Origin of the sequence: Rossellomorea vietnamensis (assembly GCF_025398035.1) — a bacterium.
Taxonomy (GTDB): Bacteria; Bacillota; Bacilli; order Bacillales; family Bacillaceae_B; genus Rossellomorea; species Rossellomorea vietnamensis_B.
The window spans coordinates 3,941,097-3,958,055 of the sequence record NZ_CP104558.1; the positions used below are offsets into that span (position 1 = coordinate 3,941,097).

At 44.0% G+C, this 16,959-nt stretch carries 19 protein-coding genes; 15 read left to right on the top strand and 4 right to left on the bottom strand.

All coding sequences use genetic code 11. The features are described 5' to 3' along the window. Positions 1 to 38 precede the first annotated feature (38 nt). Positions 39 to 1,457: a Na+/H+ antiporter NhaC gene (gene nhaC / locus N5C46_RS20165; RefSeq protein ID WP_261749971.1), complete on the top strand. Its 1,419-nt coding sequence runs from the start codon at positions 39 to 41 to the stop codon at positions 1,455 to 1,457. 5 nt (positions 1,458 to 1,462) lie between these two features. Here nhaC and N5C46_RS20170 read toward each other — a convergent pair whose 3' ends face one another. Beyond that, positions 1,463 to 2,713 carry a transcriptional regulator gene (locus tag N5C46_RS20170; RefSeq protein ID WP_261749972.1) on the bottom strand — a complete coding sequence of 417 codons (1,251 nt, stop codon included), beginning with the start codon at positions 2,711 to 2,713 and terminating at the stop codon, positions 1,463 to 1,465. An 88-nt stretch (positions 2,714 to 2,801) separates the two neighbouring features. Here N5C46_RS20170 and N5C46_RS20175 point away from each other — a divergent pair, with 88 nt between their 5' ends. Both N5C46_RS20175 and N5C46_RS20180 read left to right on the top strand, forming a co-directional pair. Further along, the gene (locus N5C46_RS20175) at positions 2,802 to 3,911 is read left to right on the top strand and encodes a mandelate racemase/muconate lactonizing enzyme family protein (RefSeq protein WP_261749973.1); all 1,110 of its coding nucleotides are present in this window, start codon (positions 2,802 to 2,804) and stop codon (positions 3,909 to 3,911) included. Between the two features lie 13 nt (positions 3,912 to 3,924). Beyond that, entirely contained in the window at positions 3,925 to 4,638 is a 714-nt protein-coding gene (locus tag N5C46_RS20180; RefSeq protein WP_261749974.1) for a GNAT family N-acetyltransferase, read from the top strand. A gap of 344 nt (positions 4,639 to 4,982) precedes the next feature. Here N5C46_RS20180 and N5C46_RS20185 read toward each other — a convergent pair whose 3' ends face one another. Then, positions 4,983 to 5,909 carry a DMT family transporter gene (locus tag N5C46_RS20185; protein ID WP_261749975.1) on the bottom strand — a complete coding sequence of 309 codons (927 nt, stop codon included), beginning with the start codon at positions 5,907 to 5,909 and terminating at the stop codon, positions 4,983 to 4,985. A 213-nt stretch (positions 5,910 to 6,122) separates the two neighbouring features. On the opposite strand from N5C46_RS20185, the gene N5C46_RS20190 reads away from it, so the two are divergent. From N5C46_RS20190 to N5C46_RS20245, 12 genes are all read left to right on the top strand, one after another. Then, on the top strand, positions 6,123 to 6,602 hold the full coding sequence (locus N5C46_RS20190) for an Lrp/AsnC family transcriptional regulator (RefSeq protein WP_261749976.1): 480 nt from the start codon (positions 6,123 to 6,125) through the stop codon (positions 6,600 to 6,602). A gap of 628 nt (positions 6,603 to 7,230) precedes the next feature. Then, positions 7,231 to 7,755, top strand: coding sequence for an RNA polymerase sigma factor (locus N5C46_RS20195; RefSeq protein ID WP_261749977.1), 525 nt, complete (start codon positions 7,231 to 7,233; stop codon positions 7,753 to 7,755). Continuing rightward, positions 7,733 to 8,776 (top strand): DUF4030 domain-containing protein, encoded by a 1,044-nt coding sequence (locus tag N5C46_RS20200; RefSeq protein WP_261749978.1) that lies wholly within the window; start codon positions 7,733 to 7,735, stop codon positions 8,774 to 8,776. The genes N5C46_RS20195 and N5C46_RS20200 overlap by 23 nt, the downstream gene beginning before the upstream one ends. Positions 8,777 to 8,920: 144 nt before the next feature. Further along, entirely contained in the window at positions 8,921 to 9,211 is a 291-nt protein-coding gene (locus N5C46_RS20205) for a DUF3784 domain-containing protein (protein ID WP_261749979.1), read from the top strand. Positions 9,212 to 9,286: 75 nt separating this feature from the next. Beyond that, positions 9,287 to 10,015, top strand: coding sequence for a hypothetical protein (locus N5C46_RS20210; RefSeq protein WP_261749980.1), 729 nt, complete (start codon positions 9,287 to 9,289; stop codon positions 10,013 to 10,015). Continuing rightward, the gene (locus N5C46_RS20215) at positions 10,002 to 10,475 is read left to right on the top strand and encodes a toxin-antitoxin system TumE family protein (RefSeq protein WP_261749981.1); all 474 of its coding nucleotides are present in this window, start codon (positions 10,002 to 10,004) and stop codon (positions 10,473 to 10,475) included. Before N5C46_RS20210 ends, N5C46_RS20215 begins: the two co-directional genes overlap by 14 nt. Before the next feature lie 222 nt (positions 10,476 to 10,697). Continuing rightward, positions 10,698 to 11,213 (top strand): MgtC/SapB family protein, encoded by a 516-nt coding sequence (locus tag N5C46_RS20220; RefSeq protein WP_261749982.1) that lies wholly within the window; start codon positions 10,698 to 10,700, stop codon positions 11,211 to 11,213. Between the two features lie 236 nt (positions 11,214 to 11,449). Continuing rightward, positions 11,450 to 12,724, top strand: a complete 1,275-nt coding sequence (locus N5C46_RS20225) for an ABC transporter substrate-binding protein (protein WP_261749983.1) — start codon at positions 11,450 to 11,452, stop codon at positions 12,722 to 12,724. Between the two features lie 91 nt (positions 12,725 to 12,815). After that, positions 12,816 to 13,706 (top strand): carbohydrate ABC transporter permease, encoded by an 891-nt coding sequence (locus tag N5C46_RS20230; protein WP_229594477.1) that lies wholly within the window; start codon positions 12,816 to 12,818, stop codon positions 13,704 to 13,706. A gap of 14 nt (positions 13,707 to 13,720) precedes the next feature. Then, positions 13,721 to 14,530: a carbohydrate ABC transporter permease gene (locus N5C46_RS20235; RefSeq protein ID WP_034756365.1), complete on the top strand. Its 810-nt coding sequence runs from the start codon at positions 13,721 to 13,723 to the stop codon at positions 14,528 to 14,530. Between the two features lie 11 nt (positions 14,531 to 14,541). Continuing rightward, positions 14,542 to 15,282: an MBL fold metallo-hydrolase gene (locus N5C46_RS20240; RefSeq protein WP_261749984.1), complete on the top strand. Its 741-nt coding sequence runs from the start codon at positions 14,542 to 14,544 to the stop codon at positions 15,280 to 15,282. A 117-nt stretch (positions 15,283 to 15,399) separates the two neighbouring features. Continuing rightward, on the top strand, positions 15,400 to 16,185 hold the full coding sequence (locus N5C46_RS20245; RefSeq protein WP_261749985.1) for an HAD-IIA family hydrolase: 786 nt from the start codon (positions 15,400 to 15,402) through the stop codon (positions 16,183 to 16,185). Between the two features lie 107 nt (positions 16,186 to 16,292). Here N5C46_RS20245 and N5C46_RS20250 read toward each other — a convergent pair whose 3' ends face one another. Next, the gene (locus N5C46_RS20250; protein ID WP_261749986.1) at positions 16,293 to 16,583 is read right to left on the bottom strand and encodes a 3-isopropylmalate dehydrogenase; all 291 of its coding nucleotides are present in this window, start codon (positions 16,581 to 16,583) and stop codon (positions 16,293 to 16,295) included. 27 nt (positions 16,584 to 16,610) lie between these two features. After that, the gene (locus tag N5C46_RS20255; RefSeq protein WP_261749987.1) at positions 16,611 to 16,769 is read right to left on the bottom strand and encodes a hypothetical protein; all 159 of its coding nucleotides are present in this window, start codon (positions 16,767 to 16,769) and stop codon (positions 16,611 to 16,613) included. Positions 16,770 to 16,959: the final 190 nt, after the last annotated feature.

A 16,959-nucleotide genomic window follows, 5' to 3' on the forward strand; every position in this document is an offset into this window, starting at 1 on the left:
ATAGTCAAAAAACAAAGAGGTATCAAGGGGGAGTTTGGATGAAGAAAGAAATGTCGTTTTGGCTGGCAATCATACCATTGCTTGTCATGATCACCGTAATGGCCATTACAATTGTGGTGTTGGAGCAGGGGCCGCACATTCCCCTGATCATCGGTACGGTCACGGCTGCACTTGTTGCCTGGTTTTCGGGGTTCAAGTGGAAGGATATAGAGGAAGCGATGTATAAGGGGATTCGCCTTGCTTTACCTGCCGTCGTCATCATTATGCTTGTGGGATTGACGATCGGTGCGTGGATCGGCGGCGGAGTCGTCGCAACAATGATCTATTACGGTCTGAAGATGATCACACCTTCGCTTTTCCTATTATCGATTGCGGTTATCTGCGCAGTTGTGTCGCTTGCGATCGGAAGTTCCTGGTCAACAATGGGGACCATCGGTGTTGCAGGCATGGGAATCGGCATCAGTATGGGGATTCCGGCTCCGATGATTGCAGGTGCCATTATCTCCGGGGCTTATTTCGGTGATAAGATGTCGCCGCTGTCAGATACAACGAATCTGGCTTCAGGACTGACCAACACGGATCTTTTTGTACATATCCGCCATATGCTTTATACGACGATCCCGGGCTTTGTGATTGCCCTGGCTGTATATGCGTATTTAGGAAGGAATTTTGGAAAAAGCGGGGTCAATACGGAGGACATCGAAAAAACAATCGGGGTTCTGCAGGACAGCTTTGTCGTGTCACCATTTTTACTGATTGTACCATTGCTTGTCATTGTACTCGTTGCCCGGAAAGTTCCGGCCATCCCGGCTCTGATTGTGGGGATCATTCTTGGATTTGGAGCCCAGGTATTCATTCAGCACGATTCGTTTGCGGATGCTGTTTCGGCTCTTCAAAGCGGATACGTGATCGAGACGGGCAATACGATGGTGGATGATCTGTTTTCACGGGGAGGTCTCGATTCCATGATGTACACGGTCTCGATGACGATCGTCGCCATGACCTTCGGGGGGATCCTTGAGCACACAGGTATGCTTCAAGCCATCGTCAACCAGATCCTTAAGGTGACAAAGACAGCGAAAGGCCTGGTTGCTTCCACTGTAGTGTCTTGTTTTGCCACAAATGCATCATGCTCTGAACAATATATTTCGGTGGTGGTGCCTTCAAGGATGTATGCAAATGCCTACAAGGAAAAAGGGCTGCATTCAAAGAATCTGTCCCGCGCCCTTGAGGATGGAGGGACGTTGACATCGGTCTTCATTCCATGGAATACATGCGGGGTCTTTATTTTAGGAACGCTCGGGGTCCATGCATTTGAATATGCGCCATATGCGGTGCTGAATTTTATCGTGCCGATCATTTCCATCATCTATGCCTTCACGGGCTTCACCATTACCAAGCTGACAGAAACCGAAATGAAGGCAATGGAGCAGGAGGATGCCACACTTTCCTCCTGACCCGGTCAATAAATGGGGAAGGTCAATTCATAAATGGCCCGCGGCCGGCCTTGTGCGTAGGTCATTTCTTCTCCAATGATCTTGGCCGAACCGTTGTCAACCAGCTTCTTTAAGATCCGTTCTGTGGAGCGCCGTGTGATTTGCATATAGTCAGAAAGCTCTGCCGCAGTGAAATCACGGGCCGAACGGGATTTGTAGAATTGGACGAGTTTGGATAAGTTCGCCGGACTTAATGTTAATTGTTTGGCAAGAGACAGCATTTCGGGAGTATCATTCTTCAGATGCTGTTTCTTGCTTTTATCAGGGTAAGGTCCTGACAACTCTTTTTCTTCATTTAGAATGAAGGCGCAGCCATTAGAATCAGCCTTTCTGGCAAATGACAACGCAATCTCTGCGTTTGCCTCTGCCTCCGTTGCCGTATGACCGTATCCGAACCCTGCAAGCATGGGATGTTCATGGAAGTCGGTGCTTTCCAGGAAATGTTCGATGCTGCCCCTATTGCTGTAGATCGTGTAGGAAGCATCATCCTCATTTTTTTGGAGTGTTCCCTTCATCAAGCGGGCGAGTTCATGAATACGTTCTTGTTCACCTTCCAAATCTTGAACGGAAAGACGGGCTGCGGCAATCGTGGCAGCTTTTCGTTTAGAAAGAAGGGATTGGGAATGAGCTTCATCAATAGCACGAATGAGCGACTTGGCAGGGTCGATCATTCTCATGCAAGGGATGTGCAACTCGACAAGCCGGTCATAAACCGCATGGATGCTCGTTAAGGCCATCTCTGTTTGACCGTCCTGAAATAACTGCTGGTGGAATTCTGTATAGTCGTTGATGTGAAAATTGTGGGGCAGGCTCTCTTTATAATCCATCACATAGCGGGGCGGGTTCTTGAGGTGTAAGTCTGACTGGGCATGATCGATGAGAGAACGATCCATCAAATCGATGGACACACGGTCTGGTTCAATCCCATGATGGTGCAGGATATAAAGCAGTGATGTCACAAGGGCCGTTTCATCCTGTTCCAGGTAAAGGACAGGGACAGTAAAAGTGCGGCATTCTTGTTGTGAAAAAAAGTAAGGCAGTGCTCCGGAGAACAATACGGCATCACAAGGTGTGAGGTTTTTCATAAGCTTGCTTGCTTCCTGAGGTTCATCGTACATATAAGGGACCAGTTCGATACTGTTCAAGTCATAAGGGATGGACTTCTCGATACGTTCGATGAACTCCCTGGACCCGATCAGGGCGATTTTCGTTTTCATGGCAATCTCCTTTCTGATTTAACGACTATATAACGACATTATACCAAGTGCTAATAAAATTTGTTAGATGTAAAGGAGTGTTTATCTTATGATCATAAAAAAAATAAATCTGTATGCCATTCGATTACCACTGAAACAACCTTTTATCATCAGTTACCATACCTATGACGATATGCCGTCTATCATTTTGGAAATGGAGACGGATGAAGGAATCATTGGATACGGTGAAGCGGTGGCGGATGAACATGTGACAGGCGAAACGTGGGAAAGCACATTTCAAGTACTTCAGCACACCCTAGCCCCGAAACTGATCGGAGAGAATCCGTTTCATATTGAACGAATCCATGAACTGATGGATAAAGCGATTTACAATGCCCCGACAGCAAAGGCGGCCATCGATATCGCTTGCTATGATGCCATGGGGAAAAAAGTGAATCAGCCTGTTTATCAGCTCCTTGGCGGCCGGTATCATGATGAATTCCAGCTCACCCATGTCCTCAGCATAACAGAGCCGGATACGATGGCAGACGAAGCGGCCAGCATGATCGAGGAAGGATTTAAATCCTTTAAAATGAAGGTTGGAACCGATATCGACCAGGATATTGAACGAATACGGAAGGTCAGGGAACGTGTCGGGTGGGACGTGCCGATCCGGGTGGACGTAAACCAGGGCTGGAAGAACAGCAGTCAGACGCTGAAGGCACTTAGGCATCTTCAAGAGTTGAACATCGATTGGCTGGAGCAGCCCGTCTTGGCAGATGATATAGATGGGATGGTCCGGATCAAAGCGAGGACGGATATCCCCCTCATGATTGATGAAGGGTTGAAAGGCTTACGTGACATGCGTGAGATCATCCAGAAGCAGGCAGCGGATAAAGTGAATATCAAATTGATGAAAAGCGGAGGGATCTACCCGGCAGTCAAACTCGCCCACATGGCTGAGATGGCCGGGATGGAATGCCAGGTCGGTTCAATGGTCGAATCTTCCATCGCGTCAGCAGCCGGATTCCATGTGGCTTTTTCCAAAAAGGTCATCACTAGTGTAGAATTGACGGGACCGATTAAGTTTTCAAAGGACATTGGAGACCTGCATTATGACGTTCCATTTATCCGACTATCGGATAAAGCGGGCCTCGGTGTTACAGTAGATAAAGCTATTTTGGAAGAGTTGACTGAGTTTAAGAGTATCGTAGAGTAAGGAGCATGGAATCATGGATTATCTATTCGAAGGGTTTCTTGAAAATAAAAATGAATCATACATCGTCCGTTTGTTAAGTAAAGAGGATATGAGTCAAATACAGCAGCTGCAGGAACTTGTGGTGGATACGTTGACGGAAAAAAAGAACCTGCAACCCCTGACGTATGAGGAATTGGATTATATTCTAACCGGAAACGGGCTGATGATCGGAGCCTTTACAGAGACGGGATTAATCGCATTCAGAGCATTATTGATCCCGCCTATTGACGAAGAGCATCTGGGGCTGGATGTAGGATTGGGTGCAGAAGAACTGCCACGGGTCATCTACCAGGAAATTTCGAACGTCCACCCGGATTACAGAGGCAACCGGCTTCAGCAAACACTGGCTCATTTGATCATGCAGGAGATGGGGGAGCTGGAACAAAAGTTCACCTATGTGGCGTGCACCGTCGCGCCCTTTAATATTCCCAGTTTAAAAGATAAGTTCAAGCAGGGAATGGAGATTGCTGCTCTTAAGATCAAGTACGTTGATCAATTGCGCTATGTTTTCATCAAGCGCCTTGAGGGAGATGGCGGAGGAGAAGAAATTTCCGAGATTGCCAGAGTTCCGATGGGGGATGTCGAGGGCCAGCAGGCGTTATTGGATGAGGGCTGGCGAGGGATTTCGATGGAGGAAGATGATGGTGGGTATCGGGTGTTGTATGTGAGAAGGCAGTTGAAGGGATAAAGCTCCTTCTTTTAAAATAGCGGAATTGCAGTGAAAGGCAGATGAATTCATCCTTCATTTTGAGTGTCCCCTGATTAATAAACGGACTTTTTCCGGTTATCATGCAAAATAGGGGTAGTCTTAGGGGAAATAAGCGGAATTTCTCCGTTTAAGGCAAGTCAAAGTGGCCCATCTTAAAGCTTTTTGAGTAAATAGGCGGAATATTTCCGTCTATTACTCGATATTTCGTGCAGAATTCCTCAATAAGCGGAATATGTCCGCTTATGAAAGTGTGTTGTTTTATGGATATATAGAAGTCGCAAGAAAATGCTTGGAGCATCTGTCGCCAAGCATTTTTATTTTCTTTATGAAGTCTTCACATGCTCATTGGACAGCATACCTGATGGAACTTCCTTGAACAATTTAGGCTTTGTCTTCAATACCGAAAACAACACACACCCTGCCAAAACAATCGCACTTCCTACAGCTTGAAGCCCATTCATCTTCTCACCCAAAAAGACAAACGCCAACAAAGCCGTGAAAACAGGGTTAAAGTTCAAGAACAACCCCGACGTACTTGGCCCTAGCTTATTCACCCCGACATTCCAAAGCACCATGCAGACAACCGTGGAAATCACGCCGGTATACAGGATCGACTGCACAAATGATGCATCGACATTGGTCACACGGAAATCATGAAGATTGAAAGGCAGCAGTATAAGAAGTCCGAAAATCCCTGAATAAAGTATCGACATCATGGGCGTAACACTCTTCATCGCCCACTTGCTGCAAACGGAATAAAAGCCCCACATCACCACCGCAGCCAGCATATACAGGTCCCCTTCATTGAACTCTAAGGAAAAGACCATTTCCAGGTTTCCTTTGGACAGGACAAGCAACACGCCAAAGAGTGACAAGAACATGGATGACAGTTGAAAGGCGTTCACCTTTTCCTTCAGAAAAACAAACGAAATTCCGGCAATCGAAAACATATTTAACGTGGAAATCAGGCCAACATTCGTGGCAGAGGTCTTTTCCAATGCCATGAATTGCAGCGCCTGAAAGAGGGCGACCCCTGTCAGCCCCATTAAACATAATGGCAGTATCGATCGTAGTGGTGGGACGAGCTTTTTTTCCTTCCACCAGACAATCGGAAACAGGCAGACAATGGCGATTGCCCATCTTAATATCGTCAACGTTCCCGGGGATGCATGCTCCACGAGCGTTTTCCCCACGATGAAATTGCCTCCCCAGAGAAGGCTGGTCAGTAACAATAGATAATGATATTTCACGTCATTTTAGCCCCTTTTCACAGAGCCACTGTGCACAATGACATTTACTATAAGAATAATTTTAACATTTAATCAGATTTACAGAAGAACATATTGTATAATGAGGATTAATCGAAATAATTGAAAGTATGATAGAATATAAGGTTATAAAAATTCATTTTTATATCGTTTTATCAGGGGGTTTTTGGAACAATTGAAAAGGGTGGTTGAATCATGGAATCAGTGGTAAGCAGGGTATTGGACCAAATGGATCTCAAGCTTTTGGATTTGCTGCAGAAGGACGGGCAGCTGAGCAATCTTGAATTATCGAAGCGGGTCAATTTATCGGCACCGGCCGTTCACGCACGAATCAAGCGTTTGGAAACAGAAGGGTATATCAAGAAACAGGTAGCGATTCTGAACCATGAAAAACTGGGATTTGATCTACTATGCTTCGTGTTTATGAGTACGAATGAACACCGCACCGAAAAATTGGAAGCAGTGGAAAGGACATTGGAATCAATGGAGGAAGTCCTGGAATGTCATTGCTTGACCGGGGAATATGATTATCTTCTAAAAGTCGCCTGCAAGGATCGAAAGGGGCTGGAGCTCTTTATTAGAAGGTTGAATGAGATGGGGATCACGAAGATACAAACGAGCTTGGCGTTGAGGGAGATTAAGGATTCGACGGTGCTACCGATAGTGGAGGATTAAGTGGGGATTAGCCCCCAACATTCAGAAACTTAAATATAAGTAGAGTTGCAATAATACATATAGGAATCCGAGCAACAGCAAAATCAGCAGACCAATGATGGACGGAATCAGATAAAGGGCACGAGCCCCTTTTTCCAGGTTTATCATAGAAAAAATGAAAGCAGAAACACCAATTAAATAAGGGATAAGGTATCCAATGCCTAGATAAAGTAAAATACCCCCACTTGAGCCGATAGAGTATTCAACAGCTGTGTCTGCTAAAATCAGTAGAATGGTAGAAAATCCGGTTATTAGTAAAAAAATTCGTATGTAATGGTGAATGGTTAACATCCTTTCTTTTATCCAACTGCCTTATGTTTGATCATTTTTACGCTATGATTTTTCTGGTCTTTGAAGTTAAGAATCTTACTTTATGATTTATCATTTGGAGACTGATGTCAATGTGTGCTGTAAATATTATTAAGGCACTGGCGATGCACGACTTTGCCAATCCACAGGGCTTAATTTAGTGATGTCATCAGCATTATCCCAGCCAGGGATCAATGCTTTTTTTATGAGGAATTCACTCCAAACGTGACCAATCTATTTCCATTTGCGTCTAAGTGTAGGAGAGAAAGGGGGAACAGTTTTGGACCAACAAGAATTAAATGAATGGTTTACACAATACGGAGAATCGATCCTCACATACATACTTTTGATGGTACGTGATTATCAACAGGCAGAGGATTTAACACAGGAGACCTTTCTGAAAGCCTATAGAAGCAAACAGCAATTCAAACAAAATTCATCTGTGAAAACATGGCTGTTTTCCATTGCGCATAATGTGACGATCGATCACTTTCGGAAGAAGCACCCGCTGAAACACTACCTGGACCTCACAATGGAGGAGAAAGACGGCATGCCTTTACCTGAACAAATCGTCGAGATGAATGAAGAATCGGAAGAATTATACAGAGCGATTCAACAATTAAAACCAACGTACAAACATGTCATTATCCTAAGAAAGTTGAAAGAATTTTCAACAGCAGAAACAGCCCATGTGTTGAACTGGTCAGAAAGTAAAGTGAAAATGACGCTAAGAAGAGCGCTGGTTGAGCTGGAGAAGGTTTTGACGAGGGGAGGGGTCATCAATGAAATCAACAGATCCATTTAAAGAGTTGGAAGAACAGCTAAAGGTAAGAGACAGATCAAAAGAACAGCTTCGAAGTAAAATGATGCAGAGCACAAATGAAAGGAAGAAGAGCTCTTTTAAAAAGTATGGATGGATTGCGGCAGCGTGTATGCTCTTTCTTGTCATATCTCCGTTCTACTCAACGACCATGGCAAGTATTGTGGCGAAAGTATTACCAATCACGATCACTCCACAGATTTCAGACGGAGAACCCAATCCCAATTTGACTTCGGACCTTTTTAAACTAGTCGAAAAGGAAGGATACAGAGTAGGTTCAGTTGGAACAACACCGTCTCCCTTCACCATTGAAGTGTCACTCGTGTTGGGGGATTCCACATTAAAACAAGCCAAAGAAGATCTTGAAGCCAAGATCACCAGTTATTTATATGAAAATGGATATGACGATTACGAATTAAAGATATCCGAAGCACCTGAAATTCCCACTCATGAGGGAAGTGATGGCTTAAACAAGGAATATGATCAAGTCCGAGAAATCGTGAAGGAAATATTCGCTTCCTATGGATATGCCGAAGAAGCTGAGTATGAGTTAGCAGGTATGAAGGGGACCGGCGCTTCAGCGATCGTCACCATTGATATGCCGGACCATATTGATGAATCAAAGGAAATCATTGCAGACATTGAAAAAGAAATAGAACGACAGGATCTAGATGTGAAAGAGGTTGAGGTGAATACTTTCAATTTACAGCATCGTCTGCAGGATAATCGTTGGTCCATGATCTCTTCTGATATTTATGATGCCATGGTAGGGAAATCGACATATAAATTGGCTGGGCTATCGTACCAGGTGAAGGATGGACACTCTTATGTTTGGATAAAAACAGATCTGGATAAACCACTTCCTCAAGAGCAGATTGCAGAAATCAAAAAAGCGATACAGGACTATATGGCTTTACCTGAAACGAAAGAGCAAATTCGTGATGATGAGTATACGATTGAATTTTTGTTGAAGAATGGGAAGTCGTTTGTGGAGATAACGAATTAAATGGTTGTTTCAAACTTAGTAAGCTGTCGGGAAAGTTACGGCAGCTTTTATCTATATATGGTAAAATATAACTATTGAGTTTCAGGGGGAGAGGGGAGTGGAAGGTGCCTGCAACCTACACTGCTCAAACAAGGATGTGAAAATATGTTTGTAGCTCAAATAATATTCATTTCAATAGGAATATTCACTATTATTATGGGGTTGTTGGTATGGAAAAAACGTTGCTACAAATTGATGGCAGGATATGTGGAAGGCAGCATCAAGAATGAAGCTGCGTTTGGAAAAGTGAATGGAATTTTCGTTATGGTCATGGGGATATGGACCATTGTTTTTAGTTTCTTTATGGATGTGATGAGTGTATGGGTGTTTATTGGTCTACTAATGATAATAGTTATTGCTCAAATTTTATTGAATAGTAAGATTGCTAAAAAATGAAGTTATCGCTGAATGAAACGAAAAGTATTTTTTGTTTCATTTTGTGATAAAATATAGATGAAGGAGGGGTTTATGATGATTATTGAAGAAGGTAAAATAAATTCTGCTGCCTTGATTTTAGATAACATCGATTATGAAAAAGACCCTGCATTTGTGTTTCTCATGTTAGCGCATGCCACTGAAATGAAACATCATCGTTCTGTACGGAAAATACTACACACTGAAGATACAGTCTTTAAACAGAAAATAAATTCTCATGATGAATATAAAAAGTTGATCGTGTCACTGTCAGAAGTATTGAGGGATACAGCGATGCATCCTGTGGAGAATTTGGCTGTCACAAAATACTTTCTAGACTCCCTGTTCTTACTTATCTCAGACAAGGGATCTTTGAAATATGATTACCAGCACGACTATCTTTATTCTTCCAGTTTGATCTGCAATGGCTTGAAAATTTCTAAGGCTACTCTAAGTCGCTATGTAAATCTTGGTTTAGAGGTGGTTGAGACAAATAAACATAATCGATATCCTGCTCATGTAACATTTTATTGGAAGGACAGCTTGTGGTCATCACGCATACAAGCCATATTTCAGGCATTTAAGATCCGTAACCGTACCCGGTTGGATATCATAAAAGAGTTGGAAGAAGAAAATCGTACGTATGAAAAGAGCCACGGGAATAAATCTTTCTATGAAGTCTACGCCCAAGTTAAGAATCCAGATGAATTAGAAGATCCCGAGAAATATTATGACTGGAAAGACATAATGGACGAGTTAGAGGAACTTACAAATGAAGATCAATAAGACTGATCGGATTCAACATATTCAACGACTCTTCGAATCAAATCCGGATGTATTTGATTTTAATAAACCTGAGGTACTTGAAATTAGTGCAAAAGGTTCTAAAAGAGTGACGGCTGTTCTTCCCTTATTGCATCATAACGTGTATGGTGAAACAGTCCTTTTTATAAATGAAAAAATCGAAAATGAAGACTTAAAGGAGTTTAGATATGGCTGGGAGCTTTCCCAACGTCAACGCAAGTTGGGTGTTTCATCACGATTTCTTACAGCGTTTGATAAACAACATAAACCAGAACCGCCTTATAACAATATTAGTACTGATCCATATCACCATCATTATGAAATAGGCAATAAGGTTCTGCGTACTGAAACTTTTGTTCAGTCTTTAGAGGATGTTATTACTATTTTAAGAGATTATATTATAAGTGGAGACCCTTACCACAGTAATCATAGATTCATATAATCGCCCCTAAACTAGAGAGGTTTTTTCTTTCCACGAATATCCCCCCACTAAAAACACCATTGCTATCAAAAAATAATTAGTGTACGATAAAAAGAAAATTTTAACGAACGAATCATAGTGGAAAGTATAGAAGGGACACCAACAAAGCGAACGGAATGATTTTTTCATAATAAGCAGATTCGTTTTGGCAGGGGTCTCTTTTGGTTTAAGGAGGATGCCAACATGACACACTACATAAATGAATTTATAGACTTCTTCTGGAAGCATGACATCTATTTCCGAATTGTGGTGAGTGCGGTGTTGGGGTTCATCATCGGATGGGATCGGTCATCGAAGAATAAGCCGGCCGGTTTGAAAACCTATACGTATGTTTCGGTGGCATGTACGTTGATTACGATTGTTTCGATTGAAGGGGCCAATATGCTCAGTGAACCGGATAGTGGGAAGATGATGGATCCACTCCGTCTCGCTGCCCAGATCGTATCGGGGCTCGGTTTCTTGGGTGCAGGTGTGATCCTGAAAGATGGACTGCGGGTGAAAGGGCTCACGTCGGCTGCAATGATTTTCTACGTCGGGGGTATCGGAATCGGCATCGGGGCAGGGTTTTATTCGATTGTCATCTTCGCCACACTTGTCACCTTCATCATGACGAGGATCGGTAACTTCTTTGAAGAACGGGAGATTAAGGCGATGAGTCTGCCGAAGCTGCGGAAGAAAAGCGATGAGAAAGACGACTAAATGCAAGGTGGGAACGGATGATCCGTTCCCGCTTTTTATTTTGTGCCAAGAATTTCATTGCCAACTTTTAGTTAATGTTGTATTATTGTGAATAATCAGACATATATATTAGACAGGTTTTAGTCTAAGGGTAGAGATGCGGAGAATCCCTGTGACCAATAAAATGCATGCCACATTTTTGTGCTGCAGTTTATTGTTCATGGGTTTTTTTATGAAAAAAAAGGGGAGGAAATGACATGAAGATCAGGCTTTTATCATTCGTTTTAGTGTTGATGGTTGTGTTTGCCGGATGCAGCAGCAGTGATACCGCTGGAGGTGAAACGACTGAAATTGATTTTTGGTTCCCGGTAGCGGTTGGCGGTGATGTAGCGAAGATCGTGGATGGGTTTGTGGCGGATTTCGAGAAAGAGAATCCCGACATCAAGGTGAATGCGAAATACGGAGGCAGTTATGCCGAGACGATGACCCAGGTGATGGCATCGGCCCAGGCAGGAAATTCGCCTGAGCTTGCCGTATTATTCTCCATCGACCTTTTTACATTGCTTGAGAATGACCTGATTGAGGAATTGACGCCGATGTTCGATGAAAAGTATCTGGATGATTTCTATGATGGATTCATGGCGAACTCTTCCATCGGGGATAAAGTGTACAGCTTGCCGTTCCAGCGCAGTACGATCGTCCTTTACTACAATAAGGATGCATTCAAGGAAGCCGGGCTTGATCCGGAAGCTCCACCAGAAAACTGGGATCAGCTTGTGGAATATGGGAAGAAGCTGACGAAGAATGGTGGAAAGGATCAGTGGGGTCTTGAGATTCCGAGTACCGGCTATCAGTACTGGATGTTCCAGGCGCTGGCTCTTCAGACAGAAAAGAATATCATGTCCCAGGATGGAAAAGAAGTGTATTTCAATGCACCATATGCAAAAGAAGCAATGGATTTCTGGTTATCCCTTGGAAAGGAACATAAAATCATGCCGGAGGGTGTCATTGAATGGGCGACGGTCCCTTCTGACTTCCTGAGTGGAAAAACGGCGATGATGTACCATACGACAGGTAACCTGACAAATGTGAAGAACAATGCGGACTTTGATTTCGGTGTCTCGTTCCTGCCGGCGAACGAGCAATATGGTTCCCCTACAGGAGGCGGGAATATCTACTTGTTCAAAGGCCTGCCAAAAGCAAACAAGGAAGCAGCCGTCAAGTTCATGAAATTCCTGACTGAACCGGAGCGTGTGGCTCAGTGGTCCATCGATACAGGATATGTCGCCACCACCGAATCGGCTTACGAGACAGACGTGTTGAAGAAGTATGTAGAGGAATTCCCTCCTGCACTGGTTGCCCGTGAGCAATTGGAATATGCAGAAAGTGAACTCGCAACCTATCAAAATGGTGAAGTACAGAAAATTTTCAATGATAACATTCAATCGATCTTAACGGGTCAAAGCCCTGTGGATGAAGGATTGGATAACGCACAGAAGAAAGCAGAAGACGTGTTGGAGCCATTTCAGTAAACGGCAACAGGTGAAGCATTGAAAGAAGTGGAGCTCAAGTGGACAGTGTGCTGCCCTTGGGCTCCTTTCACAAGAAAGGTGGGACTGATCGATGACAACGAAACATAGAAAATTCAGTTCCCGGGCAAGGAATAATCTGTTCGCCTACGGGTTGCTGTTACCTTCATTTATCTTTTTAACCTTGTTTACGTTTTATCCGACGCTGAAGTCGATTCAGTTAAGCTTCTACAGCGGTCCGATGACGAGGCTGCAATTTTCCGGATTGGAACAGTATAAGGAAGTCTTCGGAGATGAAATTTTCAGGAAGGTCATCTTGAATAACATCCTCTTCATGATCGGGACAGTACCTACGAGTCTGTTCCTGGCGATGTATCTTGCCATCTGGTTGAATAAGAAAATGGCAGGAAGCGCCTTGCTCCGTACGTCCTTTTTTTACCCGACCATTGTTCCGCTCATCGCGGTAGCGAATATTTGGCTTTTCATTTACACGCCTCAGTATGGATTGCTTGATAACTTTCTCCATACGTTCGGCCGCGGGGATACAAGCTGGTTGGGGGACCCGAGTACCGTCATGGTTGCGATGATTGTCATGATCATCTGGAAAGATGCGGGTTTCTTTATGATCTTCTATCTGGCAGGTTTGCAGAATTTGCCGAGTGACGTGTATGAAGCGGCTGAGATGGAAGGGGCAAAACCGTTCCAGATGTTCCGTCATATCACGTTTCCTCTGCTGATGCCGACGACGCTGTTCGTCATGATCGTGGCGATCACGAATTCATTCAAAAATGTCGACCACCTGTACATAATGACCAAAGGTGGACCGGATAATGCCAGTAATCTATTACTCTACCATATTTACGAAGCGGCGTTTACGAACTGGGATCTTGGTAAAGCCGCGGTGCTGACCGTGATCCTGATTGTCATCATGCTCGGTATCACTGCCTTTAACTATTTATATCTTGATCGGAAAATCCATTATTAGGAGGGGAAGCGACGATGAAAAAACTGAACTATGGCATCATTATTGTTCTAGGGATTCTTTCATTCATCCCCCTGCTTTGGGTGGTCGTCACTTCTTTCTCTCCGGGGAATCAAGTGATTAATGGAGGCTTTCCGTTTTGGGTCACAAATCCGACGTTTGAAAACTACATCCAGGCATGGGAGACGGCACCATTTCTGCAATACTATTTCAATACGTTCGTGATTGTGTTTGGCGTGTTGATCGTCCAGATCGTCACGGTGACCCTTGCTGCTTATGCGTTTGCACGGGTGAACTTCACAGGAAAGAATGTCTTGTTCATCCTGTTCCTGCTGCAGCTCATGATTCAGCCTGAAATCCTGCTGTTCCCAAACTACCAGGTCATCAGCCAGCTGGGACTCGTCAATACCAAGCTTGCCGTCATGATGCCGTATTGGGCTTCGGCGTTCGGGGTCTTCCTGATGCGCCAGACGTTCAAGCAGGTTCCATTTGATCTTGATGAAGCGGCAAGAATGGACGGATGTAAATGGTATCAAACCCTGTGGCATGTCTATATACCATCGGCGAAACCGACCTATATAGCCTTTGCCCTGGTATCCGTCAGCCACCATTGGAGCAACTTCATGTGGCCTTTGATCATCACGGATTCCGTTGAGTCCCGCCCATTGACCGTCGGGCTTGCATTATTTGCACAATCCTATGAAACAGGCGCCCAGTGGGGGATGGTTGCCGCAGGTACGGTCATGGTCATCATGCCATTGGTCATTGCCTTTTTCCTTTTTCAAAAACAATTCGTATCGAGCTTTATGCACTCAGGAATTAAATAGGAGGGAATCTGATGGACATTCATTTTTTAGGAACGGGGAGTGCGTATCCCGGTTCGGAACGCGACAATACCTCCATCTGCTTCTCGAATGATAAGTATCATGTGCTGGTCGATGTCAGCGGAAACCCTTGCAGGAAACTGAAGCAGCTGCAGATAGATTTAAAGGAACTTGATGCCGTCGTGTTCACCCATTTTCATATTGATCACATTTACGGCTTGCCATCCCTGCTATGGGGGATGTGGCTTGACGATAGGAGGAAGCCTTTAAGGATTCTGTGTGACGAGCGGAATGAGAGGAAGCTTCAGGAATGGCTCGATACTATGGAAGCCGACCAATGGCCGATTGCCTTTCCGATTGAGATCGAGACATTTGATGGTGATCGGGAAACGGAAATTCTGTCTGGAGGGGGAATGACGTTTTCCTGCTTTAAGGCCCTACATTCTGTTCCAACAGTCGGGCTTGAAGTACGATGTGCCGGAAGGGTGCTCGTATATTCGAGCGATTCGGAAATCAACGCACGGATTGGTGAGTATGACCATATAGATGTGTTAATCCATGAAGCAACGTCTGCGAGGAAAGTGGCAGGCAATCACAGCAGTCTTGTTGAAATCGTTGAAAAGTATGATGTGGATAGAATCGGGAAGATTGTTCTTGTCCACCTATCCGACGGCGAACCGTATGAAGAAGAGGTGGAGAAGCTCGGAACATCAAAGGTCATCATCGGCGAAGATTTGATGACACAACACTTGTAAATGAATAGGTACAAGGATAAAGATGAGGAGATTCCTTGGGTATGACGAAAAATCCAATTATTCAATTGGAGAAATCGTCATGCTTAAGGAATTTTTTATTTGTTGGAGGGGGTACAAATGAAGAATTTAAAGGGGTATATTTTCGACTTGGATGGGACCGTGTATCTCGGTAAACAGTTGATAGAGGGAGCAGACACCACCATCAATGCACTTCTCAAGGAAGGAAAAAAGGTGCTGTTTTTGACCAATAAGACCATTGAGTCCCGTCAGCGCTATGTGGAGAAGTTGAACGGATTTAATATTCAGGCCAACCTTGAGAACATTTTGAATCCGACGGTTACCCTGATTGACTATTTAAAGGAACATCATCCCCAAGCGACGTTGTATGTGATTGGGGAGCAGCCCATCAAGGATGAGCTGACACTTGCGGGATTCCGGGAAGGAATGACACCTGCCGAGGTGGATATCGTCGTGCTTTCATGGGACCGGGATTTTCATTATGACCATTTGAATTTTGCCTATCAGTCAATCAAGCTCGGTGCGAAGATGATTGCGACCAATCCAGACAAAACCTGTCCAGTAGAAATGGGTGATGTGCCGGACTGTGCTGGGATGATCGGCGCGGTGGAGGCCGTTGTCGGGAGAAAGATTGATGTGCAGATTGGAAAACCATCGATCCTGACCATCAAGGCAGCACTGAAGATATTACAACTGGAGCCGGAAGAATGCGTCATGATCGGTGATCGCCTGGAAACCGATATCCGGATGGGGATCGAAGCAGGGATGAGAACGGCCCTTGTGCTGAGCGGGATCACCAGGGAGGAGGATTTGAGGGGAACGGTTTGGACGCCGGATTATGTGTTGGAGTCGGTTAAGGGGTTGTTGTCGGAAAAGAAGTTATAAGTAGCAAAGCGAGCAAAGAGGGGACGGTTCTTACTCTACTTTTTGAGGGGATGGTAGAGGCGGAACCGTCCCCACTCTTTTCCGCAGACTCATTATTAGCCTATACCTCAATTTTCAATGTTGTATTTTTTTACGACACTTACTCCAATAGCAATCAATAAAACAATCAGACTATTAATCAGTAAATAGTACCCAACTTGCAGACCATAAAATATGGCAAAAGGATCTCGAATGATGAAGAGTGCTAGTAATCCCCCGATGGACGCAAATAAAGCTGCTAGAAGAAGTATAGTAAAGGCAGCAGAATATAGACTCTTCTTTTTCTTATATGAAATAAATCCAATAACATTTGAAATTACAATAAAAAATCCTATAAGTATGATGAAGAAATTTATCATTACATTCCCCCTTTTCACTAATATAAATTAATCTTGAACTGATATGTATTCCTCGTCCGTGAATCCGTCTTTAATACCCTCAAGAATGGAATCTCCATTAAAGATAAAGAAGGTCAATGCCAGAATAGACAGCAGAATAATAGAACCGAAGATGATGGAAGGTATCATGCCCTTTTTCTTTTCCATATTTACACTCCTTAGCATATGTTTATTAATTAGACGGAAACCGATAACAGATAGTTTCAATTTATTCGCCCCCCTTTTGTGCTCCCACCATAACTCAACCCACAAATATTTGTGTCCCGAGCACGTTGTTTCAGAGCCGCTTTTCCCGTTATAATTTTCTTAAGATTTACATTTCTTCGTTTAATCACCT

What these genes read in the sequence shown, in the direction of transcription:
- N5C46_RS20215 (WP_261749981.1), top strand. Translation starts at nt 10,002, where the DNA reads ATGAAGATCAATAAGACTGATCGGATTCAACATATTCAACGACTCTTC.
- N5C46_RS20245 (WP_261749985.1), top strand. Translation starts at nt 15,400, where the DNA reads ATGAAGAATTTAAAGGGGTATATTTTCGACTTGGATGGGACCGTGTAT.
- N5C46_RS20200 (WP_261749978.1), top strand. Translation starts at nt 7,733, where the DNA reads ATGAAATCAACAGATCCATTTAAAGAGTTGGAAGAACAGCTAAAGGTA.
- N5C46_RS20230 (WP_229594477.1), top strand. Translation starts at nt 12,816, where the DNA reads ATGACAACGAAACATAGAAAATTCAGTTCCCGGGCAAGGAATAATCTG.
- N5C46_RS20190 (WP_261749976.1), top strand. Translation starts at nt 6,123, where the DNA reads ATGGAATCAGTGGTAAGCAGGGTATTGGACCAAATGGATCTCAAGCTT.
- N5C46_RS20255 (WP_261749987.1), bottom strand. Translation starts at nt 16,769, where the DNA reads ATGGAAAAGAAAAAGGGCATGATACCTTCCATCATCTTCGGTTCTATT.
- N5C46_RS20225 (WP_261749983.1), top strand. Translation starts at nt 11,450, where the DNA reads ATGAAGATCAGGCTTTTATCATTCGTTTTAGTGTTGATGGTTGTGTTT.
- N5C46_RS20170 (WP_261749972.1), bottom strand. Translation starts at nt 2,713, where the DNA reads ATGAAAACGAAAATCGCCCTGATCGGGTCCAGGGAGTTCATCGAACGT.
- N5C46_RS20235 (WP_034756365.1), top strand. Translation starts at nt 13,721, where the DNA reads ATGAAAAAACTGAACTATGGCATCATTATTGTTCTAGGGATTCTTTCA.
- N5C46_RS20210 (WP_261749980.1), top strand. Translation starts at nt 9,287, where the DNA reads ATGATTATTGAAGAAGGTAAAATAAATTCTGCTGCCTTGATTTTAGAT.
- N5C46_RS20220 (WP_261749982.1), top strand. Translation starts at nt 10,698, where the DNA reads ATGACACACTACATAAATGAATTTATAGACTTCTTCTGGAAGCATGAC.
- N5C46_RS20205 (WP_261749979.1), top strand. Translation starts at nt 8,921, where the DNA reads ATGTTTGTAGCTCAAATAATATTCATTTCAATAGGAATATTCACTATT.
- N5C46_RS20175 (WP_261749973.1), top strand. Translation starts at nt 2,802, where the DNA reads ATGATCATAAAAAAAATAAATCTGTATGCCATTCGATTACCACTGAAA.
- N5C46_RS20250 (WP_261749986.1), bottom strand. Translation starts at nt 16,583, where the DNA reads ATGATAAATTTCTTCATCATACTTATAGGATTTTTTATTGTAATTTCA.
- N5C46_RS20240 (WP_261749984.1), top strand. Translation starts at nt 14,542, where the DNA reads ATGGACATTCATTTTTTAGGAACGGGGAGTGCGTATCCCGGTTCGGAA.
- N5C46_RS20180 (WP_261749974.1), top strand. Translation starts at nt 3,925, where the DNA reads ATGGATTATCTATTCGAAGGGTTTCTTGAAAATAAAAATGAATCATAC.
- nhaC (WP_261749971.1), top strand. Translation starts at nt 39, where the DNA reads ATGAAGAAAGAAATGTCGTTTTGGCTGGCAATCATACCATTGCTTGTC.